Annotated in this window: 19 protein-coding genes; all 19 read left to right on the top strand. The window is 73.7% G+C overall.

What is annotated here, in order from left to right:
• Positions 1-71 precede the first annotated feature (71 nt).
• The 19 genes from ACFYE3_RS13945 (at position 72) to hisD (ending at position 24,794) form a co-directional block, all read left to right on the top strand.
• Entirely contained in the window at positions 72-2,051 is a 1,980-nt protein-coding gene (locus ACFYE3_RS13945; protein ID WP_387610117.1) for a peptidoglycan D,D-transpeptidase FtsI family protein, read from the top strand.
• Between the two features lie 102 nt (positions 2,052-2,153).
• Positions 2,154-3,803 carry a UDP-N-acetylmuramoyl-L-alanyl-D-glutamate--2,6-diaminopimelate ligase gene (locus ACFYE3_RS13950; protein ID WP_387610118.1) on the top strand — a complete coding sequence of 550 codons (1,650 nt, stop codon included), beginning with the start codon at positions 2,154-2,156 and terminating at the stop codon, positions 3,801-3,803.
• Entirely contained in the window at positions 3,800-5,401 is a 1,602-nt protein-coding gene (locus ACFYE3_RS13955) for a UDP-N-acetylmuramoyl-tripeptide--D-alanyl-D-alanine ligase (protein WP_387610120.1), read from the top strand. Before ACFYE3_RS13950 ends, ACFYE3_RS13955 begins: the two co-directional genes overlap by 4 nt.
• Positions 5,398-6,513, top strand: coding sequence for a phospho-N-acetylmuramoyl-pentapeptide-transferase (mraY, locus tag ACFYE3_RS13960; protein ID WP_387610121.1), 1,116 nt, complete (start codon positions 5,398-5,400; stop codon positions 6,511-6,513). The genes ACFYE3_RS13955 and mraY overlap by 4 nt, the downstream gene beginning before the upstream one ends.
• Positions 6,510-8,036, top strand: a complete 1,527-nt coding sequence (gene murD, locus ACFYE3_RS13965) for a UDP-N-acetylmuramoyl-L-alanine--D-glutamate ligase (RefSeq protein WP_387610122.1) — start codon at positions 6,510-6,512, stop codon at positions 8,034-8,036. The genes mraY and murD overlap by 4 nt, the downstream gene beginning before the upstream one ends.
• On the top strand, positions 8,033-9,268 hold the full coding sequence (gene ftsW / locus ACFYE3_RS13970; protein WP_387610124.1) for a putative lipid II flippase FtsW: 1,236 nt from the start codon (positions 8,033-8,035) through the stop codon (positions 9,266-9,268). Before murD ends, ftsW begins: the two co-directional genes overlap by 4 nt.
• Positions 9,265-10,392, top strand: a complete 1,128-nt coding sequence (murG, locus tag ACFYE3_RS13975) for an undecaprenyldiphospho-muramoylpentapeptide beta-N-acetylglucosaminyltransferase (protein ID WP_387610126.1) — start codon at positions 9,265-9,267, stop codon at positions 10,390-10,392. Before ftsW ends, murG begins: the two co-directional genes overlap by 4 nt.
• Complete coding sequence (murC, locus tag ACFYE3_RS13980; protein WP_387610128.1) at positions 10,382-11,785, top strand: UDP-N-acetylmuramate--L-alanine ligase; 1,404 nt, start codon at positions 10,382-10,384, stop codon at positions 11,783-11,785. The genes murG and murC overlap by 11 nt, the downstream gene beginning before the upstream one ends.
• On the top strand, positions 11,785-12,930 hold the full coding sequence (locus ACFYE3_RS13985; RefSeq protein ID WP_387610129.1) for a cell division protein FtsQ/DivIB: 1,146 nt from the start codon (positions 11,785-11,787) through the stop codon (positions 12,928-12,930). The genes murC and ACFYE3_RS13985 overlap by 1 nt, the downstream gene beginning before the upstream one ends.
• A 249-nt stretch (positions 12,931-13,179) precedes the next feature.
• Positions 13,180-14,427, top strand: a complete 1,248-nt coding sequence (ftsZ, locus tag ACFYE3_RS13990; protein ID WP_387610131.1) for a cell division protein FtsZ — start codon at positions 13,180-13,182, stop codon at positions 14,425-14,427.
• Between the two features lie 116 nt (positions 14,428-14,543).
• Positions 14,544-15,275, top strand: a complete 732-nt coding sequence (locus ACFYE3_RS13995) for a polyphenol oxidase family protein (RefSeq protein WP_387610133.1) — start codon at positions 14,544-14,546, stop codon at positions 15,273-15,275.
• On the top strand, positions 15,272-16,051 hold the full coding sequence (locus tag ACFYE3_RS14000; protein WP_387610135.1) for a YggS family pyridoxal phosphate-dependent enzyme: 780 nt from the start codon (positions 15,272-15,274) through the stop codon (positions 16,049-16,051). The genes ACFYE3_RS13995 and ACFYE3_RS14000 overlap by 4 nt, the downstream gene beginning before the upstream one ends.
• Before the next feature lie 128 nt (positions 16,052-16,179).
• Positions 16,180-16,701 carry a cell division protein SepF gene (locus ACFYE3_RS14005; protein WP_368821191.1) on the top strand — a complete coding sequence of 174 codons (522 nt, stop codon included), beginning with the start codon at positions 16,180-16,182 and terminating at the stop codon, positions 16,699-16,701.
• 9 nt (positions 16,702-16,710) lie between these two features.
• Positions 16,711-17,001 (top strand): YggT family protein, encoded by a 291-nt coding sequence (locus ACFYE3_RS14010; protein ID WP_017833679.1) that lies wholly within the window; start codon positions 16,711-16,713, stop codon positions 16,999-17,001.
• Between the two features lie 227 nt (positions 17,002-17,228).
• A complete protein-coding gene (locus ACFYE3_RS14015) occupies positions 17,229-17,957 on the top strand; it encodes a DivIVA domain-containing protein (RefSeq protein ID WP_387610137.1) in 729 nt (242 codons plus the stop codon).
• A 216-nt stretch (positions 17,958-18,173) separates the two neighbouring features.
• Positions 18,174-18,764: a signal peptidase II gene (lspA, locus tag ACFYE3_RS14020; protein WP_387610139.1), complete on the top strand. Its 591-nt coding sequence runs from the start codon at positions 18,174-18,176 to the stop codon at positions 18,762-18,764.
• On the top strand, positions 18,757-19,707 hold the full coding sequence (locus ACFYE3_RS14025; RefSeq protein WP_387610140.1) for an RluA family pseudouridine synthase: 951 nt from the start codon (positions 18,757-18,759) through the stop codon (positions 19,705-19,707). Before lspA ends, ACFYE3_RS14025 begins: the two co-directional genes overlap by 8 nt.
• A gap of 124 nt (positions 19,708-19,831) precedes the next feature.
• Complete coding sequence (dnaE, locus tag ACFYE3_RS14030; RefSeq protein ID WP_387610142.1) at positions 19,832-23,380, top strand: DNA polymerase III subunit alpha; 3,549 nt, start codon at positions 19,832-19,834, stop codon at positions 23,378-23,380.
• A 58-nt stretch (positions 23,381-23,438) separates the two neighbouring features.
• Positions 23,439-24,794, top strand: a complete 1,356-nt coding sequence (hisD, locus tag ACFYE3_RS14035; protein ID WP_387610144.1) for a histidinol dehydrogenase — start codon at positions 23,439-23,441, stop codon at positions 24,792-24,794.
• Positions 24,795-24,799 lie beyond the last annotated feature (5 nt).

Consider the following 24,799-nt stretch of genomic DNA (forward strand, 5'->3'; position numbering starts at 1 on the left):
ACCGGCCCCCGCCCCCGCCGGCAGCAGCTCCCCGGACATCTCCCAGTCGCAACCAGGAACGAGGCAGACACGTGGCACGCGCACGCTCGACGTCCGACGCCCCCCGCGCCCGCGGCATCGGCCGCAGCCACATCGGCGTCGTCCTCGTGCTCGGCCTGCTGGTGGTCCTCGGCATCCGCCTCGTGTGGGTGCAGGGCTTCGACGTCGCCGGCCGGGCCGAGGCCGCCGCGGGGGAGCGGTCCCGCACCGAGGTGGTCCCCGCGCTGCGCGGTGAGATCCGGGACACCCACGGCAACGTCCTCGCCCGCACGCTGCAGCGCTACGACGTCACGGTCGACCAGTCCCTGGTGCGCGAGTTCGAGCGTCCCCTGGCGGACGGCACCACGGAGACCGTGACCCCCACGCAGGCGGTGTACCAGCTCGCCGACGCCCTCGAGCTCGAGGACACCGAGGTCAAGGAGGCCCTGGACGGCGACAAGCAGTTCGAGTACGTGTCCCGCGGGGTCACGCCCGAGCAGTGGAACACCGTGCGCGAGCTGGGCCTGCCCTACGTGTACGGGCAGCCGTCGTCCGACCGCATCTACCCCCACGGGCCCGTCGGCGGCAGCGTGGTCGGGTTCATGGGCGGGGACGACGAGGCGCTCGGCGGGATCGAGCAGACCCACGACGAGCTGCTGCGCGGCACGGACGGGAGCCGGACCTTCGAGATCAGCGCCGACGGCGTGCGGATCCCGGTGGCCCCCCAGGAGGAGAGTCCCGTGGAGGACGGCTCCTCGGTGCAGCTGTCGATCGACAGCGACGTCCAGTTCTTCGCCCAGCAGGCGGTCACCGAGCGCGCCGAGGAGCTCGACGCCGAGTGGGGCACGGCCGTGGTCATGCGGATCGAGGACGGCGCGGTGCTGGCACTGGCCGACTCCTCGACCGTGGACCCCAACGACATCGGCTCCGCGGAGGCCGAGGACCTCGGGGCCCGGGCCGTCACCCAGGCGGTGGAGCCCGGCTCCACCCAGAAGATCCTCACCGCGGCGGCCGCTGTGGAGGAGGGCGTGGCCACGCCGCGCACGGAGGTCACCGTGCCCCCGTTCCTGGAGATCGAGGGGCAGAAGATCACCGACGCGTTCGACCACGGCGAGCAGCGGCGCACGTTCGCCGGGATCATCGCCGACTCGATGAACACCGGCACCGTCCTGATCGGCGGCAAGCTCACCCCGGAGCAGCGCCACGAGTGGATGCAGCGCTTCGGCGTGGGCGAGACCACGGGGATCGAGCTGCCGGGGGAGTCGCCCGGCATCCTCACGAGCGCGGACCAGTGGGACGTGCGCCAGCAGTACACCGTGCTCTTCGGACAGGGCGTCGCCCAGACCCCGCTGCGCACGGCGACGATCTTCCAGGCGATCGGCAACGGCGGGGTCCAGGTGGAGCCCCGTGTCGTCGAGTCCGTCCTCGCCCCCGACGGCACCAGCACTCCGGTCGAGCGGCCCGAGGGCGAGCGGATCGTCTCCGCGGAGACGGCAGAGCAGGTGCTGGACATGATGGAGGTCACCGTCACCCAGGGCGGCGCCAAGGAGGCCGCCGTGGAGGGCTACCGCGTGGGCGGCAAGACCGGCACCGCCGAGGCCCCCAGCCCGGAGGGCGGCTACGACGGCTACACCACCTCCTTCGTGGGCGTCGCCCCCGTCGAGGACCCCCAGTACCTCGTGGCGGTCACGCTCCAGCGGCCCCAGGGCAACGTCCGTGCGATCGGCACCACTCCCACCTTCAGCAAGATCATGGGACAGGTGCTGCGCCACTACGACGTCCCGCCCTCCACCACCGACCCCGTGGAGATCCCGCTGCGCACGGACGATCCGGAGGAGACGGACGAGGCCGAGGGGACGGTCCCGGTGGACACCCCGCCGGGCGTCGAGGCGCCGGAGGACGGCGGCACCACGGACGGTGCCACCGGCAGCACCGGGGCCGGCGCCGAGGCCGGAGCCGAAGCCGGGACCGGGGCCGCCGGGAGCGGCGCTCCCGCCCCGGCGGCGTCCCGGCGGGCCGACGAGGGCGACTAGACTTCCATATCGCCGTGCCCGGCCCCCCCCCCCCGGGCCCCCCCCCCCCCCCCCCGCTCCCGGCGGACCACCCACCCGCCGCCCAGACCACGAAGGACGTTCATGGACGCGACAGCCCAGCAGGGACACGACGCGCAGACGATGCGCCCCGCCCGGCCCCGGCCGCTGAGCCTCGCGGAGACCGCCCGGCTCGCGGGCGGGACGGCGCCGTCCCGTGCCGTGGACGTCACGGGCATCTCCCTGGACTCCCGGGAGCTGCGTCCCGGCGACCTCTACGCCGCGCTGCCCGGCGCGCGCACCCACGGCGCCCGGTTCGCCGCCGCCGCCGAGCGCTCGGGCGCCGCCGCGGTGCTCACCGACGCCGAGGGCACCGGGATCCTCCGCGACGCCGGCATCCGGCTGCCCGTGGTCGAGGCCCCGGACCCCCGCCGCTCCGTGGGCGCGATCGCCGCGCGCCTCTACGGCTCCCGGCCGGAGGACGGGACCGCCCCGGCGCTGTTCGCGGTGACCGGCACCAACGGCAAGACGACCACCACCTACTTCACCAACTCGGTGCTCCGCGCCCTGGGCCGGCGCACCGGCCTGATCGGCACGATCGAGATCCTCGCGGGCGACGAGTCGATCCCCTCCCGGCTCACCACTCCGGAGGCCCCGCACGTGCACGCGCTGCTCGCGCTCATGCGCGAGCGAGGCATCACGGCGGCGTCCATGGAGGTCTCCTCCCACGCACTGCAGTTCCACCGGGTGGACGGGGTGCGCTTCGACGTCGCCGGGTTCACCAACCTGACCCAGGACCACCTCGACCTGCACGGGTCCATGGACGAGTACTTCGCGGTCAAGGCCCAGCTGTTCACCCCGGAGCGGACCCGCCGGGCCGTCGTCGTGGTCCAGGACGAGGACGACGTCTGGGGCCTGCGGATGGCCGAGCACGCGCGGGAGCAGCTCGGCCCGGACCTGGTGGACACGATCGCCCTGCGCGGCGGCGTGCCGGGGGACCGGGACGCCGGACCGGGCCGGCACGGCGCGGACTGGACGCTGACCACCCTGACCCGCCGCGGCATCGGCCACTCGTTCGCGCTGCGGCACCGGGACGGCCGGACGCTGACCGTGTCCACGGCGCTGCCGGGTGACTTCAACGTGGCCAACGCCGCGCTCGCCGTGGTCATGGTCGTGGCCTCCGGGGTCGACGTCGCGGACGTGCAGCGCGTCCTCGACGAGGCGGACCCCCTCACCACGGACGTGCCCGGGCGCATGCAGCTCATCGGCACGCAGCCGACCGCCGTCGTCGACTTCGCGCACAACCCGGACGCCCTGCGCCGCGCCCTCGCCGCCGTCGAGCCGCCCGACGAGGAGGGCCGCGTCATCGTGGTCTTCGGCGCCACGGGGGAGCGGGACCGGTCCAAGCGCCCGATCATGGGCGAGATCGCCGCACGCCACGCCGACGTCGTGATCGTCACCGACGACGACCCGCACGACGAGGACGCCGGCACGATCCGCGTCGAGGTCGCCGCCGGGGCGCTCGCGGCCCGCGACGCCGGCGCCCGCGCCCAGGAGGTGCTCGTGCTCGAGCCCCGGACCGTGGCCATCCGCGCCGCGGTGGCCATGGCCGGGCGCGCCGACTCCGTGCTCGTGGCCGGCCGCGGGCACGAGACGGTCCAGGAGATCCGGGGCGTGGACCACCCGCTGGACGACAGGGAAGAGCTGCGGGCCGCGCTGGCCGACGGGCAGCAGGACCGTTGGGAGAACCGATGATCGACCTCACCGCCGCACAGCTCGCCCAGATCACCGGCGGGCGCGCCGTCGGCGCCGCCGCCGAGGCGCCCACCGTCCGCCACGTCGCGACCGACTCCCGCGAGGCGCGTCCCGGGACGCTGTTCGTCGCGAAGCCCGGAGAGGTCACCGACGGCCACGAGTACGTGGGCGCCGCGTTCGCCTCCGGCGCCGTCCTCGCCCTCGTCGAGCGCGAGGTCGCCGACGCCGCGGGCGTCACCTACCCGGGCGTGCTGGTCCCCGACGTGGTGGAGGCCATGGGCCGGCTGGCCGCCTGGGTCGTGGCCCAGCTGCGGGCCGACCACGAGGTGAAGGTCATCGCCGTCACCGGCTCCGTCGGCAAGACCACCACCAAGGACCTCCTGCGGGGCATCTTCGCCGCGGAGGGCCCCACGGTCGCGCCCCGCGGCTCGTACAACGGAGAGGTCGGCGTGCCGCTGACCGTCTTCGAGGCCGAGCCGGACACCCGGTTCCTCATCATCGAGATGGGCGCCACCCGGATCGGCAACATCGACTACCTGTGCCGGATGGTCCGCCCCGACATCGGGGTGGTGCTGTGCGTGGGCTCGGCCCACGCCGGAGAGTTCGGCGGGGTCGCCAACATCGCCCGCGCCAAGGGCGAGCTCGTCGAGTCCCTGCGGGCCGACGGGGTCGCGGTCCTCAACGACGACGACCCCCTGGTCCGCCAGATGCACCGCCGCACCGCCGCGCCCGTGCTGTTCTTCGGGGAGTCCCCGGCGAACGCGCTGCCCGACGTCCCGGCCGCCCGGGTGCACGCCTCCGCGATCCGGCTCGGGCCCGGCGGCAGCCCCGAGTTCCGCCTGCACTTCCCCGACGGCTCCGAGCAGCAGATCGTCTCCCGGCTCATCGGGGAGCACCACGTCTCCAACCTGCTCGCGGCCGCCTCGGCGGCCTTCGTGGCCGGGGTCGCCCCCGAGCGGATCGCGGCCTCGCTCAACGCCCAGGGCGCCGCGAGCCGGTGGCGGATGGAGCGCACCGAACGGGCCGACGGAGTCACGGTCGTCAACGACGCCTACAACGCCAACCCGCAGTCGATGCGCGCCGCGCTGCAGACCCTGGCCCAGCTCGGCCGCGGCTCCGGGGGCTCCGCACCCCGCCGCACCTGGGCGGTGCTCGGCGGCATGCTCGAGCTCGGCGACAGCACGGTCGAGGAGCACGACACCCTGGGCCGCATGGTCGTCCGGCTCAACATCTCCAAGCTGATCGCGGTCGGCGACCTCGCCCGGCCGGTGTACGACGCCGCCCAGCTCGAGGGCTCGTGGGGCAACGAGGCCACCTGGGCGGCGACCCCGGAGGACGCCGAGGAGATCCTGCGCCAGGAGCTCGCCCCCGGCGACGTCGTGCTCTTCAAGTCCTCCAACGCCGCCGGCCTGCGCATCCTGGGGGACCGGGTGGCCGCCGACGCCGGGGAAGGTGCCGCCGGGCCCGCCCCGGGCAACGACGCCCCCGCGCACGGCGACCACTGGCTCTCGGCCGGCCCCTTCGTCAACGCCGCCCTCGACCCGAGCGGGAGGCCCACCACCCCGGGACCCTCCGCGGAGGGGAACGAGACGGCATGATCCAGATCCTCATGGCGGCCTGCTTCGCCCTGGTGCTGTCCCTCTTCGGCACCCCGGCCTTCATCAAGTTCCTCGCCCGGCGCGGCTACGGCCAGTTCATCCGGGACGACGGACCCACCAGCCACCACACCAAGCGCGGGACGCCCACCATGGGCGGCGTGGCGATCCTCGGCTCCGTGGTGGCCGCCTACGCGCTGACGCACCTGATCTCCGGGATGCTGTGGCCCTCCTACGGTGGCGTCAGCCTCTCGGGGCTGTCCGCGCTGCTGCTGATGCTCGGCATGGGGTTCGTCGGGTTCATCGACGACTACAAGAAGATCGCCAGGAAGCAGAACCTCGGGCTCAGCCCCGTGGGCAAGATCGTCCTCCAGGGCCTCATCGGCACCGCGTTCGCCCTGCTCGTGCTGCTCGTCCCCGGCCCCCAGGGCACGACCCCGGCGTCCTCCGCGATCTCCGTGACCCGTGACACCTCCCTGGACCTCGCGTTCGCGGGCACCGCGGTCGGGGCCGTCCTCTTCGTGATCTGGGTGAACCTGATCGCCACCGCCACGACCAACGCCGTGAACCTCACCGACGGCCTCGACGGCCTCGCCACCGGCGCGTCCATCCTCGTGTTCAGCGGCTACCTGCTGATCGCCATGTGGCAGAACACCCACCTGTGCGGATCCGTGGCCCAGGGGGTCTGCTACGAGGTGCGCGACGCCGCCGACCTCGCCCTCACCGCCGCGGCCCTGGTCGGGGCCCTCGTGGGCTTCCTGTGGTGGAACACCTCCCCGGCGAAGATCTTCATGGGCGACACGGGCTCCCTCGGCCTCGGCGGCGCGCTCGCCGCGTTCGCCGTGCTCACCCGCACCGAACTGCTGCTCGTGCTCATCGCCGGGCTGTTCGTGATCATCACGGTCTCCGTCATCCTGCAGGTCGGCTACTTCAAGCTCTCCGGCGGCAAGCGCATCTTCAAGATGGCGCCGCTGCAGCACCACTTCGAGCTCAAGGGCTGGAACGAGGTGACCATCGTGGTCCGCTTCTGGATCATCGCCGGGCTGTTCGTCGCGGCCGCGCTCGGCGTCTTCTACGGCGACTGGCTGCTCTCCCACGGAGGAATGATCCAATGATCCACGCGAGCAACGACAACCCCGTCCTCGACCGACCGCGCCTGGCCGGGCTCACGTCGTGGGACGCGGACTGGGCCGGGCTGCGCGTGGTCGTCGCCGGCATCGGCGTGTCCGGCTTCGCCGCCGCGGACACCCTGATCGAGCTCGGCGCGCTCGTCGTCGTCGTCGACGGGGCGGACACCCCGGAGACCCGGGCGAAGGCCGACACCCTGCGGATCGTCGGCGCCACCGACGTCCTGCTCGGGGAGACGGCCCAGGAGACCGTGCCCGACGTCGAGGGCGCCCGCCCCGAGCTGGTGGTCACCTCCCCGGGGCTGCGGCCCGACCACCCCCTGCTGGCCGCCGCGGCCGCCGAGGGCATCCAGATCTGGGGGGACGTGGAGCTCGCCTGGCGGGTCCGCGAGCGCGCCGGGCGCAGGACCGCCGAGTGGGTGTGCATCACCGGCACCAACGGCAAGACCACCACGGTCGGGATGACCGCGTCGATGCTGCAGGCCGCCGGGCTCACCGCGGCCGCCGTCGGCAACGTGGGCACCCCCGTCCTGGACGCGCTGCGCGACCCGGTCGAGCACGACGTCCTCGCCGTGGAGCTGTCCAGCTTCCAGCTGCACTGGACGTCCTCGGTGTCGCCGCTGGCGTCCGTGGTGCTCAACGTGGCCGAGGACCACGTGGACTGGCACGGCGGCTACGAGAACTACGTGGCGGACAAGTCCCGGATCTACGAGCACACCCGGGTGGCCTGCGTCTACAACGCCCAGCAGGCCGAGACGGTGCGGATGGTCGAGGAGGCCGACGTCGTGGAGGGCTGCCGCGCCGTGGGCTTCACCCTCGAGACCCCCGACGTCAGCATGCTCGGCGTCGTGGAGGACCTGCTCGTGGACCGCGCCTTCCTCGACGACCGCCGGGGATCCGCCCTCGAGCTGGCCTCGATCACCGACACCGGCCCCCTCCCCACGCCCCACGGCGTGGCCAACGCCCTGGCGGCCGCGGCGCTGGCCCGGGCGGCCGGCGCCCCGCCGGAGGCCGTGCGGGACGGGCTGCGCGCCTGGGAGCCCGGCGACCACCGGATCCAGGCCGTCGCCACGACGCACGGCGTGCTGTGGATCAACGACTCCAAGGCGACCAACCCGCACGCCGCCGAGGCGGCCCTGAGCGCGTTCGACTCCGTGGTGTGGATCGCCGGCGGCCTGTCCAAGGGCGTCTCCTACGACCGGCTCGTCGCCCGGCACGCCGGCCGGCTGCGCACCGTGGTGCTCATCGGCACGGACAACGACTCGCTGCTCGCCGCGCTCGCCGCGCACGCCCCGCAGGTCCCCGTCCTGCGGACCGCCGAGCGTCCCGGTCCGGGGACTGGCGACGCCGTGATGGGCGAGGCCGTCCGGCTCGCCCACGAGGTCGCGCAGCAGGGCGACACGGTGCTGATGGCCCCGGCGTCCGCCTCGATGGACCAGTTCGACTCCTACGCCCACCGCGGTGACGCGTTCGTCCGGGAGGTCGCCGACCTCGTGGGACGGCTCTCGTGACCCAGGTGCAGGACCGGGCGGGACTCGCCCAGACGGCCCGCGGCCCCCTGGGCGGGGCGCGGCGCTTCTGGCGGGCCCTCGTGGACGGTCCGCTCATCCACTCCTACTACGCGCTGGCCGGCTCCGTGCTGCTGCTCACGGCCATCGGCATCATGATGGTCCTCTCCGCCTCGGCGGTCGAGTCCATCTCGGCGGAGGAGTCCGCGTACTCGTACTTCGTCAAGCAGGCCACCTTCGGCGGGATCGGCGTGCTCCTGATGTTCGGCCTGTCCTTCGTGCCCACCGCCTGGTACCGCCGGGGCGCCACCGGGCTCCTGGTCCTCGCCGTGCTGCTGCTCATGCTCGTCTTCACCCCGCTCGGGCAGGAGATCAACGGCAACCGCAACTGGATCGTGGTCGGCGGTCAGACCTTCCAGCCGTCCGAGGCCGCGAAGCTCGCCGTCGCGGTCTGGCTCGCAATGGTCCTCGCCCGGCAGGGCGACGCCGTGCGGGACTGGCGCCAGGCCCTGTGGCCGTCTGGGCTGGGCATCGGGGTCCCCGCCCTGATGATCGTGCTCGGCGACGACGTAGGCACGGCGCTGGTCTTCGTGCTGATCTACGCGGCCGCCCTGTTCTTCGCCGGGGCGCCCCTGCGGCTGTTCGCGCTCGCGGCCGCCGGGGCCGCGCTGGTCGGCACGCTGGCGGTGGTCACCGCGCCCCACCGCGTGGACCGGATCACCGGCTGGCTGTTCGGCGAGTGCGGCGCCACCGACGCCTGCTACCAGGCCCAGCAGGGGCTCAACGCCCTCGCCTCGGGCGGCTGGTGGGGCGTGGGTCTGGGCCAGTCCCGGCTCAAGTACAACTACGTCCCCGAGGCGCACAACGACTACATCTTCTCGATCATCGGCGAGGAGCTGGGCCTGCTGGGCACGGTCCTGATCCTCGCCCTCTTCGCGGTCATGGCCCTGGCGATGGCCCGCGTCATCCTGCGCGCCCGCAGCAGCTTCGTCCGGATCGCCACCGCCTGCATCGTGACCTGGCTCGTCGGCCAGGCGTTCATCAACATCGGCATGGTCACGGGAGTGCTGCCCGTGATCGGCGTCCCCCTCCCGTTCATCAGCTACGGTGGGTCGTCGCTGCTGATGAGCCTCGCGGCCGTCGGCGTCGTGATGTCCTTCACCCGGCTGCCGCGCCGGATCCAGGTCCCCACCCGCACCCCCCGCCCCCGCACCCCGAACGAGGATCGCGCATGACACCGTCCGAACCCACCCCCGGAGGCCGCGCGCCGTCGGTCCTGCTGGCCGGCGGGGGCACTGCCGGCCACGTCAGTCCCCTCCTGGCCGTGGCCGCCGCGCTGCGGGAACAGGCCCCGGGGGCACGGCTCACGGCGGTGGGCACGGCGTCCGGGATGGAGACCCGGCTCGTCCCGCAGGCGGGCCTCGAGCTCGAGCTCGTGGACCGGGTGCCGCTGCCGCGCCGGCCGTCCGTGGACCTCGTCCGGCTGCCCGGGCGGCTCCTCGGCGCCGTGCGGCAGGCCGGGGAGATCCTGGACCGGGTCCGGCCGGACGTGGTGCTCGGCGTCGGCGGGTACGTCTGCACCCCCGTCTACCTCGCCGCCGCCCGGCGCGGCCTGCCCATCGTGGTCCACGAGGCCAACGCCCGGCCGGGCCTGGCCAACCGGGTGGGCGCGCGCTGGGCCAGGACCGTGGCCGCCGCGTTCCCCGGCACCCCGCTGCGCGGGGCCGTGACCGTCGGCATGCCCATGCGCCGGGAGATCTCCCACCTGGACCGGGAGGCGCTGCGCGCGGAGGCCCGCCGCTCCTTCGGGCTCGACCCGGGCCGGCCCACCGTCGTGGTCACCGGCGGCTCCTCGGGCGCCCTCGCCATGAACCGGACCGTGGCAGGGGTCGCCGAGGAGGTCGCCGCGTGCGGCTACCAGCTGCTCCACGTCACCGGCCGGGGCAAGCAGCTCACCCGGGACGACGGCGCGCCGCTGAGCGCCCCGGGCTACGTGCAGGTCGAGTACGTGGACGGCATGGAGCGCGTCTACGCCGCCGCGGACCTGTTGGTGGCCCGCGCCGGCGCCGCGACCGTCTCGGAGGTCGCGGCCGTCGGCCTGCCCGCCGTGTTCGTCCCGCTGCCCGTCGGCAACGGCGAGCAGGCGCTCAACGCCGCCTCCCTCGTGGCGGCCGGCGCGGCGCAGCTCGTCGCCGACGACGCGTTCACCCCCGACTGGTACCGACGGCACGTGCACCCCCTGCTGGCCGACCCCGACCGGCTCGCGGCGATGGCCGCCGCGAGCCGCGGCCACGGCGTGCGCGATGCCGACACCGTGCTGGCACGGCTGATCCTCGAGGAGGTCCCCGGTGAGCACTGAGCACGAGACCGACCCCGGCCTGCTCGGCCGGGTCCACTTCATCGGCATGGGCGGCGCGGGGATGTCCGCCGTCGCGAAGCTCATGCTGGCCCGCGGGGTCCCGGTCAGCGGCTCCGACCGTCAGGACTCCCCGGCGCTGCGCCAGCTCCAGGACCTGGGCGCCACCGTGTTCGTGGGCCAGCGCGCCGGCAACGTCGACGGGGCGCAGACCGTGGTGGTGTCCACCGCGATCCCGCCCGAGGACCCCGAGTACTCCGCCGCGCGGGCCGCCGGGCTGCGCGTGCTCCACCGCTCCGAGGCGCTCGCGGCCGCGATGCACGGCCGCGCGGTCGTCGCCGTGGCCGGCACGCACGGCAAGACGACCACGAGCGCCATGGCCGCGCTCGCGCTGCACACCGCCGGTCTGGAGCCCTCCTGGGCCATCGGCGCGCACGTGGCCGACCTCGGCTCCAACGCGGCCCTCGGCGCGGGCCCGTGGTTCGTGGCGGAGGCCGACGAGTCGGACGGCTCCTTCCTGGCGTACGGCCCGCGGATCGCGGTGGTCACGAACATCGAGCCCGACCACCTCGACTTCTACGCCTCCCGCGAGGCCTTCTTCCGGGCCTTCGACGAGTTCGCCGCGACGCTGCCGGGGGACGGGCTGCTCGTGGCCTGTCAGGACGACCCCGGCTCGAGGGCGCTCGCGGAGCGCCACCGGGCCGCCGGCGGGCGGGTCCTCAGCTACGGCACGGACCCGGGGTCCGACGTCCGGGTGCTCCCCGGGGAGGCCGACGGGCTGCGCACCAGCAGCACCCTGCTGCTGGGCGAGGGCGCGGACCGCCGCGAGGAGCAGCTCGAGCTCGTGGTGCCGGGCCGGCACAACGTCCTCAACGCGACCGCGGCCTTCTGCGTGGCCCTCGAGGCCGGCGTCCCGCCCGCGGACGCGGTGCGCGGGCTGGCCGGGTTCCACGGCTCCGCCCGGCGCTTCGACCTGCGGGGCGAGGTGGACGGGGTCCGGGTCTTCGACGACTACGCCCACCACCCCACCGAGGTGGTCGCCGCGCTCACGGCGGCCCGTGAGGTCGCGTCCGGGCACCGGGTGATCGCGATCTTCCAGCCGCACCTGTTCTCCCGCACGCGCGAGTTCGCGGCCGAGTTCGCCGACGCCCTCGCGCTGGCCGACGAGGCGCTCGTCATCGACATCTTCGCCGCGCGGGAGCAGCCCGTCGACGGCCTCACGAGCGAGATCGTCACCGACCGCGCCCCCGCCCACGTCCGCTACGTGCCGGACGGCGCCGACGCGGTCGCCCAGGCCGCGCAGGCCGCGCGGCCCGGGGACCTTGTGCTCACGGTGGGCGCCGGGGACGTCACCGCCCTCGGCCCCCGGCTCGTGGACCGCCTCGGAGCCCGCTGATGAGCCGGCACGGCCGCTCGCACCAGCCCCGCTCCGGGAACTCCGCCGGGGACCCGACCGGGAGCGCCGCCGGGGACGGCGGCGCTCCCGGTCCCGCCGAGGGGACCTTGCCGGAGCCCTCCCCGGCCCCCGCCGCGGAGCGCGTCCCCGAACCTCAGGGGGGCCCCGGGCCCGGGGACCCGCCCCGGTCCGGGAGCACCGCCGCCGGCGGGGCCGTTCCGCAGGGCGGGCGCGTGCGCGTGAACGACGGGACCAAGGTCACGCCCCTGGCCGACGAGGACGACCTCGAGGAGGTCCCGGCCGCCGGCGGCCGGTTCAGCGCCTGGCGGCGGCACCGGCAGGAGCGCGCCGCCACCCGGACCCTGACCGCCTCCCGGCTCCCCCCGGAGGACGAGCCCGCCCGGGGCGGTTCCACGGCGGTCGGGGCCACGGTCGTGGCCTTTCCGGCCTCACCCGGGGCCCGGCGCCGGCGCCGCCGGATCGGTGCCGTCCTCGGCCTGCTCGCGGCCCTCGCAGTGCTCGCCGGCGTCCTGTTCCTCTCGCCGGTCCTCGCCGTGCGGGACGTCACGGTGCGCGGCGCCGAGCTGACGGATCCCGCCCGCGTCGAGTCCGCGCTCGACGTCTACCGGGGCGTCCCCCTGACCCGGATCTCCAAGGACGAAGTGCGGGACCGGGTGGGGCAGATCCCGCAGGTCCGCTCCATCGAGGTCCTGCTCGAGCCCCCGCACCACCTCGTGGTGGCGCTGCACGAGCGCGTGCCCGTGGCGGCGATCGAGGACGGCGACGAGTTCGTGGTCGTCGACTCGGAGGGCGTGGAGCTGATGACTGCCGGCTCGGCGGCGGACGCGGGCGTCCCCGTCGTCACGGGCGGCCGCGACGTGCTCGAGAGCGAACGGTTCGAGACGATCTCCGACGTGCTGGCCGCCCTGCCCGAATCCGTGCTCGCCCAGCTGCGCACCGCCTCGGCCGAGTCCCTGTCCTCGGTGGAGCTGGTCTTCACCGACGGGCGCACGGTCGTCTGGGGCACGGCCGAGGACAGCGAGCTCAAGTCCCAGGTGCTGCGGGAGCTCGTCGAGGCCCGCGGCTCCGGCAGCGGGGTCGAGACCTACGACGTGTCGAGCCCGACGCGTCCCGTGGTGCGCTGACGGGCCGGTCAGTCCCTCACGTTGCACCAGAGGTCGAGAGTGTGGCGGAAGGAGCGCACGACGTGCGGTTTTGGCGAAAAGTGTCGAAAGCGGTATGGCTTGTCGTGCAGGTGGTCCCCGTCGTTGTTAGGCTTGACCCCGACATCGAACCCGCCGGGGGAGCAGCCGACGGCCTGAGATTCGACCTTCGATCGAGGGTTGAGGAACGGCTCGCGATCCCGGACCCGAACCATCTCGAGTTAGGTACCCATGGACTCCTCCACCCCCCAGAACTATTTGGCCGTCATCAAGGTCGTCGGAATCGGCGGCGGCGGCGTCAACGCCGTCAACCGGATGATCGAGGAGGGGCTGCGCGGCGTCGAGTTCATCGCGATCAACACGGACGCGCAGGCCCTGCTGATGAGCGACGCCGACGTCAAGCTCGACGTCGGGCGCGAGCTCACGCGCGGCCTGGGCGCCGGCGCCAACCCCGACGTGGGGCGCCAGGCGGCGGAGGACCACCACGAGGAGATCGAGGAGGTCATCAAGGGGGCCGACATGGTCTTCGTGACCGCCGGTGAGGGCGGTGGCACCGGGACCGGTGGCGCCCCCGTGGTCGCCCGCATCGCCCGCTCCCTGGGGGCCCTGACCATCGGTGTCGTCACCCGCCCGTTCACCTTCGAGGGCCGCCGCCGGTCCAACCAGGCCGAGAACGGGATCGAGACGCTGCGCGACGAGGTCGACACCCTCATCGTGATCCCCAACGACCGGCTGCTGTCCATCTCCGACCGCAACGTGTCCATGCTGGACGCCTTCAAGTCCGCGGACCAGGTGCTGCTCTCCGGCGTGCAGGGCATCACCGACCTGATCACCACCCCGGGCCTGATCAACCTCGACTTCGCCGACGTGAAGTCCGTGATGCAGGGCGCCGGCTCGGCGCTCATGGGCATCGGTGCCGCGCAGGGCGAGGACCGTGCCGTGAAGGCCGCCGAGCTCGCCATCGCGTCGCCGCTGCTGGAGGCCTCCATCGACGGCGCCCACGGTGTGCTCCTGTCCATCCAGGGCGGCTCCGACCTCGGCCTGTTCGAGATCAACGAGGCCGCCCGCCTGGTGCAGGAGGTCGCGCACCCCGAGGCGAACATCATCTTCGGCGCGGTCATCGACGACGCCCTGGGCGACCAGGCCCGCGTCACGGTGATCGCCGCAGGCTTCGACTCGGTGAGCCCGGAGACCAACGCGAACAACACCAACGCGGCCGCCCAGCAGGCGGCGACCACGCGCGCGGCCTTCGGCTCCGGCGCCGGCCAGCCCGCCGGCGTGGGCCGCGCCCCGCAGCGCGGCGGCGCCCCGTCCTTCGGCCAGCCCTCGACCGCGCAGCGGTGGGCCCAGCCGGTGCAGAACGACGACGTGCCCGACGACGCCGGCTTCGACGTCGACCTGCCCGCCGAGGCCGAGGCCGGCGCCGCGACGGGCTCCGGGCGCAAGGACTCCCTGGACTTCCCCGACTTCCTGAAGTGAGTCCGGCCCCCCGGGGGCGGACGCGGGGGACCCGCGTCCGCCCCCGGGCGCTTTAACCCCGCCGCCGGTCCGGCGGCGGCAGGACGAGACACGACGAAGCACGACAGGAGGACCCGGTGTTCTGGTGGCAGGACGACGTCGGGCAGGGCGTCCGGGTGGCGTTCACGGACCGCGGCGCGGGCAACCTCGCGCTGCACACGGGTGACGACGCGGACGCGGTGCGGGGCCGCCGCGCCGCGCTCGAGCGCTCGATCGGCGTCCCCGGCGGCTCCCTGGTCTTCCTCGAGCAGGTGCACGGCACGGACGTCGCCGACGCGGACCGCGCCGACCGGCCGGCCGTGCCGACCGCCGACGCCGCGGTCACGGCCACGGGCGTGCCGCTGGCCGTGATGGTCGCCGACTGCGTGCCCGTGGTCCTCGTCGGGGAGGGCCCGCGAGGTCCGCTCACGGGCGTGGCGCACGCCGGGCGCCGCGGCCTGCTCGACGGCGTGCTCGAGCGCACGGTCGAGCAGTTGCGGGACCGGGGCGCGCGCGGGCTGTCCGCGTGGCTCGGCCCCTCGATCTGCGGGCGGTGCTACGAGGTGCCGGCCGCCATGCGGCAGGAGTCCGCGGAGCGGATCCCCGCGGTGGCCGCCACGACGTCCTGGGGCACCCCGGCCCTCGACCTGCGCGCCGGGGCCGCGCAGCGGCTGACCGCGCTCGGGGTCGGCGTCGTCGAGCCGGCGGCGGCCGGCTCCTCCTGCACCCTCGAGAACGAGCAGCTGTCCTCCCACCGGCGGGACCCCGGCTCCGGCCGCATCGTCGGCCTCGTCTGGCGCGCCGGTCCCCGCGGGGAGGACGTCGCGTGAGCACCGACCGGACCGCCGCCCCCGGCGGGGACGATCCGCGGACCCTGGAGCTCTCCCGGTCCCTCGACCGGGTGCGCGCCCGGATCGCGGCCGCGGCACGGCGCAGCGGGGCGGCCGAGGAGCCCGTGCTGGTCGCCGTGACGAAGTTCTTCCCGGCCGCGGACGTGGCCCGGTTGCACCGGCTCGGCGTCCGGGACGTGGGAGAGAACCGGGACCAGGAGGCCGCCGCCAAGGCGCGGGAGGTGTCCGGGCTCGTGGACGGACCCCTCACCTGGCACTTCGTGGGACAGCTCCAGTCCAACAAGGCGAAGTCGGTCGTGCGCTACGCGTCGTGGGTGCACTCCGTGGACCGGGCCTCCCTGGCCACGGCCCTCGGCAAGGCGGTGCAGCGGCACCGGGAGGCCGTGGCGGCCGGGGACGCGGCCCCCGGGCCGTGCGCCGGCCAGGACCTGACGTGCCTCGTCCAGGTGTCCCTCGACGCCGAGGAGCGCCGCGGCGGTGCCCGCCCCGAGGACGTCGTGGGGCTCGCCGAGCAGATCGCCCGCACCGAGGGACTGCGGGCCGGGGGCCTCATGGCCGTCGCCCCGCTGGGGGCGCCCCCGGGGCCCGCCTTCGACCGCCTCCAGGAGCTCTCGCAGCAGCTGCGACGGTCCCTCCCGGAGGCCACGGCCGTGTCCGCGGGCATGAGCCAGGACCTCGAGGAGGCGGTCGCCAGGGGGGCCACGCACGTGCGCGTCGGCTCCGATATCCTCGGCCCCCGGGCGCCCGTAGGATAGCTTGGAGGACGGCCCCGCGGGGCCAGGGCCGTACCGCGTTCCGGGCAGCACGACGGGCGCAGGGCGGTCCGAGGATCCCGGAACTCCCCCCACCGCCGATATCCGCACAGACAGTCAAGGAGAGCACCATGGCCGGAGCGTTGCGCCGCACCATGATCTATCTCGGCCTCGCCGAGACGGACGAGGACTACGACGAGCCGACGCCGTCCCGCCAGGAGCACCAGCCCGCCGTCGCGGTCCGCGAGGAGCCGCGCGAGGCCCGCGCCCACGAGTCCACCGCGGTGGCCGTGCCCCGCCGGTCGGCCGAGTACCGGGCGCCGGTCACCTCCATCAAACGCGCCCCCTCCAGCTCTCGAGAGGACAGCTCGACCTTGCGCACGATCACCACGGTCCACCCCCGCTCCTACAACGACGCGAAGTCCATCGGCGAGGCCTTCCGCGAGGGCACGCCCGTCATCATGAACGTCAGCGACATGGGCGACGCCGAGGCCAAGCGCCTGGTGGACTTCTCGGCCGGCCTGGTCTTCGCCCTGCACGGCTCCATCGAACGGGTCACCGGCAAGGTCTTCCTGCTCACCCCGTCCTACGTGGAGGTCGTCGGGCACCCCGCCGGCGGCGAGGACGAGACCGACGACCACCAGGAGGACTGAGGCGGACCGATGGACCTGTTGCTCTCCGTGCTGTACCTGGCACTGCACCTCGTGTACGTCGCGCTGCTCGCGCGCCTCGTGCTCGACTGGGTGCAGATGTTCGCCCGCAACTGGCGGCCCCGCGGGGCCGCCCTCGTCGGGGCCTCGGCCGTGTACACCGTCACCGACCCGCCGATGCGGTGGCTGCGGCGGATCGTGCCGCCCCTGCGCTTCGGCGGGGTGTCGCTGGACCTCGGGTTCCTCATCCTCATCTTCGCCGTCAGCATCGTCCAGGGCATCATCGGCTCGATGCTGGTCTGACCCGATGCCGGTCTGACCCGATCCCGTTCTCATCCGCTGCCGGTCCGGCCTGACGCCGGCCCGGGGCCGGTGCGACTCGGTGCCGGTCCGACCGGCCCGCCGAGGACCGGCCTGTACGCTGTAACCGCACGACCACCGGGCACCGGCCACCGCGCCGCCCCGGCCCCGGTCTGACGGTTCCCCCGCCGCGGGCCGCGCCCGCGCTCCGCCCACGAAGGAATGCACCCATGGCTCTGACGCCCGAAGACGTCATCAACAAGCGGTTCCAGCCCACCAAGTTCCGGGAGGGCTACGACCAGGACGAGGTCGACGACTTCCTCGACGAGATCGTCGTGGAGCTGCGCCGCCTGAACCAGGAGAACACGGACCTCAAGCAGCAGCTCGAGGCCGCCGGGCAGCCCGTCGCCCCCAGGGACTCCGCGTCGTCGCCCGTCTCCGAGCCCGGCCTCCCGGTCGCGGAGGAGACCGTCGGCGCCGAGTCCTCCGCGCCGGTCACCACCGGTGCGCAGCTGGACGCGGTGGAGCAGACGGCGCCCGCCGCGGCGGAGCTGCCGGAGACCGGTGCCGCCGAGACCGCCCCCGCGGGGACCCCGCCCGCCTCCGGGGCGGCGCAGTCCGCGGCCGGCGTCCTGGCGATGGCCCAGAGGCTGCACGACGAGTACGTCGCCGAGGGCACGGCCGAGCGGGACCGGATCATCGGCGAGGCCCGCGACCGGGCCGAGGAGCTCGTGACGGACGCCCAGCGCACGCGCGAGGAGACCCTCACCGCCCTCCAGGAGGAGCAGGCCGAGCTGCAGGCCCGCGTCTCGGGACTGCGCTCCTTCGAGCAGGACTACCGCACCAACCTCAAGGCGTACATCCAGGACCAGCTGCAGGACCTGGACACCACGCCGTCCCTCGAGCCCGCGCCGACCGCGGACGGCGCCATCGGCGCGGTCCGGATCGAGCAGGCCTAGCCACCGGGCCACGACGCGCGACCCGCGGAGGGACCGGCCACGTGCCGGTCCCTCCGTCGTCGCCCGGCCGGGTGCTCCGGCCGGGAGCGCTCCTGGAGGGGAGCCTCCCGGGCGGGAGGCTCCCGTGCGGACGTGGCACCATGGAACGGGACCGGAGTCCCCGCCGCCCTGCCCCGCGGGGCGGCCCGTCAGACCGATCCGCCACCTGAGGAGAGCATGAGCGAGTCCCCCGAAGTCCCCGCCGGCGCACCCGACCGCGGGGTGCCGCGGGGCGTCCTGCTCCTCGCCGCGTCCGGCGCGATGCTGGTGTACGCCGCGGACCAGCTCACCAAGTGGTGGGTCGTCGCGAGCATGGAGCTCGGCCGGCGGACGCCGGTGGTCGAAGGACTGCTGTCGTGGCAGTTCATCCGCAACCCCGGCGCCGCGTTCTCCCTGGGAGAGGACATCACCTGGGTCTTCACCGTGGTCATGGTGGTCGTCTCCGTCCTCATCGTGCTCACCCTCCGCCGCGTCCGCTCGGCCGCGTGGGCCCTGGCCCTGGGTCTCGTCCTCGGCGGCGCCCTCGGCAACCTGACCGACCGGCTCCTGCGGGAACCGGGCTTCGGGGTGGGGCACGTGGTGGACTTCATCGCCGTGCCGCGCTTCGCGATCTTCAACATCGCCGACTGCGGGGTGGTCGTGGGGGTGTCCCTGGTGGTGCTCCTGACCCTGCTCGGCCGGGAGCTCGACGGCACCCGCACGGGCTCGGGCGGCCCGGGCGCGGAGCGGCTCGAGGCCTCGCCGGAGGAGGAGGGCACCCGTGGCTGAGTCCGAGGAGCACGTGCAGGAGCGCTTCACCGTGCCGCCCGAACTGGAGGGCCACCGCGCGGACGCCGCCGTGGCGGCCCTCACGGGGCTCTCCCGCTCCGCGGCCGCCGTGCTCTGCGCGGAGGGTCGGGTGCTGCACCGCGACCGGCCGGTCGCCAAGTCCTTCCGGGTCGAGGCCTCGCAGACGCTCACCGTGCACGTGCCCGTCCCCGAGGACCCGGCGCGGATCGTGCCGCAGCTGGTCGAGGACTTCCGCGTGGTCCACCTGGACGACGACATCGTGGTGATCGACAAGCCCCCGGGCGTCGCCGCGCACCCCTCGCCCGGGTGGAAGGGACCGACCGTGGTCGGGGCGCTGGCGGGCGCGGGCGTCACCGTGAGCACCTCCGGCGCCCCCGAACGGGCCGGCGTGGTGCACCGGCTCGACGTCGGCACGTCCGGGCTGATGGTCGTGGCCCGCACCGAGCGCGCGTACACCGCGCTCAAGCGCGCCTTCAAGGAGCGGACGGTCACGAAGGTCTACCACACCGTGGTGCAGGGCCTGCCGGACCCCCTGCGCGGGACGATCGACGCGCCGATCGGGCGCCACCCCGGCTACGACTGGCGCTTCGCCGTGGTCGAGGGCGGTCGCCCGTCGATCACCCACTACGAGGTCCTGGAGGCCTTCGGCCGGGCTGCGCTCGTCGAGGTGCACCTGGAGACCGGCCGCACCCACCAGATCCGCGTGCACTTCTCCGCGCTGCGCCACCCCTGCTGCGGGGACCTCACCTACGGCGCGGACCCCGCGCTGTCGGCCGGCCTCGGACTCACCCGGCAGTGGCTGCACGCCAAGGGGCTGGGCTTCGAGCACCCGGGGACGGGGGAGCCGGTCGAGTACGAGAGCCCGTACCCGCCGGACCTCTCGTTCGCCCTCGAGACGCTGCGCGACGGCGGGCCCGCCTGAGCCTGCGGACCGGCGCCGGCCGGGGACCGCCTGAGCCCGTGGACCGGCGCCGGCCAGGGAGCCGCCCGCGGCGGGCCGGTCGCGCCGGGGCCGAGCGGTCGGTGCGGGCCACTACACTGGTCGGGTGACGACGGCGACCGGCAAGAACAGCTTCACCCACCTGCACGTGCACACCGAGTACTCCATGCTCGACGGTGCGGCACGCCTCGACGACCTCTTCGAGGCCTGCCACGAACTGGGGATGTCCTCCCTGGCGACGACCGACCACGGCTTCGTCTTCGGGGCCTTCGACTTCTGGAACAAGGCCCGCAACGCGGGGATCAAGCCCATCATCGGCGTGGAGGCCTACCTGACGCCGGGCACCGCCCGCTCCGACCGCACCCGCGTGAAGTTCGCCGACGGCGGCCGTGACGACGTCTCGGGCGGCGGCGCCTACACCCACATGACCCTGCTGGCCGAGACCACCGAGGGCATGCAGAACCTGTTCCGGGCCTCGTCCCTGGCCTCCCTCGAGGGCCAGCTCTACAAGCCGCGCATGGACCGCGAGCTGCTGAACACCTACGGCAAGGGATTGATCGCGACCACGGGCTGCCCCTCGGGCGAGGTCCAGACCCGGCTGCGGCTGGGCCAGTACCAGGAGGCCCGGCATGCCGCGGCGGAGTTCCGTGACATCTTCGGCGCCGAGAACTACTACTGCGAGCTCATGGACCACGGCCTGGGGATCGAGAAGCGGGTCACCGGCGACCTGCTCAAGCTCGCGAAGGACCTGCAGCTGCCGCTCGTGGCCACCAACGACCTGCACTACACGCACGCCGAGGACGCGAAGTCCCACGCGGCGCTGCTGTGCGTGCAGTCCGGCTCGTCGCTGGCGGACCCGAAGCGGTTCAAGTTCGACGCCGACGAGTTCTACCTGAAGTCCCCCGCGGAGATGCGGGAGCTCTTCCGCGACTTCCCCGAGGCCTGCGACAACACCCTCGAGATCGCCGAGCGGTGCAACGTCGAGTTCGACACCTCCGCGAACTACATGCCCCGCTTCCCGACCCCCGAGGGCCACGACGAGGAGTCCTGGTTCGTCGAGGAGGTCCAGCGGGGCCTGCACCACCGCTTCCCCGGCGGGATCCCGGAGGACGTGCAGCGCCAGGCGGACTACGAGAAGGGCATCATCCTGCAGATGGGCTTCCCCGGGTACTTCCTGGTGGTGGCCGACTTCATCAACTGGGCCAAGAACAACGGGATCCGGGTGGGGCCGGGCCGCGGCTCCGGTGCCGGCTCCATGGTCGCCTATGCCATGCGCATCACCGAGCTGAACCCGCTCGAGCACGGGCTGATCTTCGAGCGCTTCCTCAACCCGGACCGCGTGTCCATGCCCGACTTCGACGTCGACTTCGACGACCGCCGCCGCTCCGAGGTGATCCACTACGTCACCGAGAAGTACGGGGACGAGCGCGTGGCCATGATCGTCACCTACGGCACCATCAAGGCCAAGCAGGCCCTCAAGGACTCCTCGCGCGTGCTCGGCTACCCCTTCTCGATGGGGGAGAAGCTCACCAAGGCCATGCCGCCGGACGTCATGGGCAAGGGCATCTCGCTGAAGGACGTCTACGACGAGAGCGCCAAGCGCTACGGGGAGGCCGACGAGCTGCGCGAGATCCTCGCCCAGGACCCGGAGGCGAAGAAGATCTTCGACACCGCCGAGGGCCTGGAGGGGCTCAAGCGCCAGTGGGGCGTGCACGCGGCCGGCGTCATCATGTCCTCGGACCCGCTGATCGACATCATCCCGATCATGCGCCGCGAGCAGGACGGCCAGATCATCACCCAGTTCGACTACCCCACCTCCGAGGGTCTCGGGCTGATCAAGATGGACTTCCTGGGGCTGCGCAACCTCACGATCATCTCCGACGCCATCGAGAACATCACCCTGAACCAGGACGGGTTCGTGCTCGACCTGGAGAACCTCCTGCTCGACGACGCCGAGTCCTACGAGCTGCTGGCCCGCGGCGACACCCTGGGGGTGTTCCAGCTCGACGGCGGGCCCATGCGCCAGCTGCTCAAGCTCATGCGCCCCGACAACTTCGAGGACATCTCCGCGGTCATCGCGCTCTACCGCCCCGGACCCATGGGCGCGAACTCGCACACCAACTACGCGCTGCGCAAGACCGGCCAGCAGGAGATCACCCCGATCCACCCCGAGCTCGAGGAGCCGCTCGCGGAGATCCTCAACACGACCTACGGCCTGATCGTCTACCAGGAGCAGGTCATGGCGATCGCCCAGAAGGTCGCGGGCTTCTCGCTCGGCCAGGCCGACATCCTCCGCCGCGCCATGGGCAAGAAGAAGAAGTCGGAGCTGGACAAGCAGTACGAGGGCTTCCACGGCGGCATGGCGGAGCGCGGCTACTCCGAGGCAGCCATCAAGGCCCTGTGGGACATCCTGCTCCCCTTCTCGGACTACGCGTTCAACAAGGCCCACTCCGCGGCCTACGGCCTCGTGTCCTACTGGACGGCGTACCTCAAGGCGCACTATCCGGCCGAGTACATGGCCGCGCTGCTCACCTCGGTGGGCGACGACAAGGACAAGCTCGCCCTGTACCTCACGGAGTGCCGCCGGATGGGCATCACCGTGCTGCCCCCGGACGTCAACGAGTCCGCGCTGAACTTCACCCCGGTGGGCACCGACATCCGCTTCGGGATGGGCGCGGTGCGCAACGTGGGCGCGAACGTGGTCAGCGCGATGGTCGAGGCCCGCGAGGAGCGCGGCGCCTTCACGTCCTTCAACGACTTCCTCGCGAAGGTCCCGGCTGTGGTCTGCAACAAGCGCACCATCGAGTCCCTGGTCAAGGCGGGCGCCTTCGACCGGCTGGGCCACACCCGGCGCGGGCTCGTGCTCTGCCACGAGGAAGCCGTGGACGCCACGGTGGCCGTCAAGCGCCAGGAGGCGGCCGGACAGTTCGACCTCTTCGGGGGCATGGGCCTGGACGACGAGGACCCCACGACCTCGCTGACCGTCGCGGTCCCGGACGTGCCCGAGTGGGAGCGCAAGGACCTGCTGGCCTTCGAGCGCGAGATGCTCGGCCTGTACGTCTCCGACCACCCGCTGCGCGGCCTCGACGAGGCGCTCGGCCAGTACGCCGACACCTCGATCCAGCCGCTGCTCGGCGAGGACGGCAGGCCCGACGGCGCCGTGGTGACCGTGGCGGGCATGATCACGTCCCTGTCCCGGCGGATCGCCAAGACCTCGGGCAACGCCTACGCCCGGGTGGAGCTCGAGGACCGGACGGGCTCGATCGAGATCATGTTCTTCGGCAAGGCCTACGCCCCCATCGCGGGTGTGCTCGCGGAGGACCTCATCTGCGTGATCAAGGGGCGGCTGCAGCGCCGGGACGACGGGTCGGTGACGATCTCCGCGCAGGAGCTCACCGTGCCGGAGCTCTCGGCGGACGGGCACAGCGGTCCGGTGCTGATCGCCCTGCCCGAGTTCCGCGCCACGGAGGAGACGGTCAAGGAGATCGGCGCGGTGCTGCGCAACCACCGCGGGGACTCCGAGGTGCGCATCCACCTCGAGACGCGCCAGAAGGTGCAGGTCCTGCGCCTGGGTCCGGACCTGCGGGTGAACCCCTCACCGGCGCTGTTCGGGGACCTCAAGGTCCTGCTCGGCCCGACCTGCCTGGAGGTGTAGCCCACCGGGCGGCGGAGCGCAAGGTCCGGCACCCGGCCGGGCGTCGCGGTGGAATACCATGGAGAGCGTGACTACTGCTGAGACGACCACGACTCCCGTCCTGCGAACGATCGACCTGCGCGGGCGGCACCTGTCCTGGTCCCAGCTGCGGGCGGCCGTGCCCCGGCAGAGCTCCACGTCGCTCGCGTCGGCGCAGCAGGCCGTGGAGGAGATCATCGCCGCGGTCCGCGCCGAGGGCGCCGTCGCCCTGCGCCGCTACGCGCAGCGCTTCGACGGCGTGGAGCAGGACCGGCTGCGCGTCGACCCGGCGGAGATCCGCCGGGCCGTCGACGAGCTGGACCCGGCCGTGCGCCGGGGCCTGGAGACCGCCATCGAGCGGACCCGGGCCTTCGCGCAGGCGCAGCGGCCGGCCGACGCCCGCGTCGAGGTCGCGCCCGGCGCCGTGCTCGTGCACCGGTGGACGCCCTTGCGCCGGGCGGGGCTCTACGTGCCCGGCGGGCTGGCCGTCTACCCCTCGTCCGTGGTCATGAACGTCGTCCCGGCCCAGGCGGCAGGGGTCGGCTCGGTGGTGCTGTGCAGCCCGCCGCAGAAGGAGTTCGGCGGTCTTCCGCACCCCACGATCCTCGCCGCAGCCGGGCTGCTCGGGGTGGACGAGGTCTGGGCGATCGGCGGCGCCCAGTCGCTGGCCGCCATGGCCCACGGGGTCACGGACGGCGAGGACGTCCTGGAGCCGGTCGACACCGTGACCGGTCCGGGCAACGTCTACGTCGCCACCGCCAAGCGCCTGCTCCGTTCCGTGGTCGGCGTGGACGCCGAGGCGGGGACCACCGAGATCGCGGTGCTGGCCGACGACACGGCCGTGCCGGCCTACGTGGCCGCCGACCTGATCTCCCAGGCCGAGCACGACCCCGCCGCCGGCGCGGTGCTGATCACCCACTCGCCGGGGCTCGCCGAGCGGGTCGCCGCGGAGCTGGCCGTCCAGGTGCCCGAGGCGAAGCACCGGGAGCGGATCACCACGGCCCTGTCCGGGCCGCAGTCCGGGATCGTGCTCACCGACGACCTCGACGCCTCGATCGCCGTGGCCGACGCCTATGCCGCCGAGCACCTCGAGATCCACACCGCCGACCCGCAGGAGGTCGCCGCCCGGGTGCGCAACGCGGGGGCGATCTTCCTGGGTCCCTACAGCCCCGTCCCGCTCGGCGACTACGCGGCGGGCTCGAACCACGTCCTGCCCACGGGCGGGACGGCGGTGCACGCCCAGGGCCTGTCCACCACCGCGTTCATGAAGGCCGTGCAGATCGTCGAGTACACCCAGGACGCGCTCGCCCGGATCGGGGAGGACATCGTGGCCGTCGCGCGCTCCGAGGACCTGCCCGCCCACGGCCGCGCCATCACGATCCGCACCGGGAGCTGATCCGA

This window comes from Kocuria arenosa, assembly GCF_042879215.1.
GTDB lineage: Bacteria > Actinomycetota > Actinomycetes > Actinomycetales > Micrococcaceae > Kocuria > Kocuria arenosa.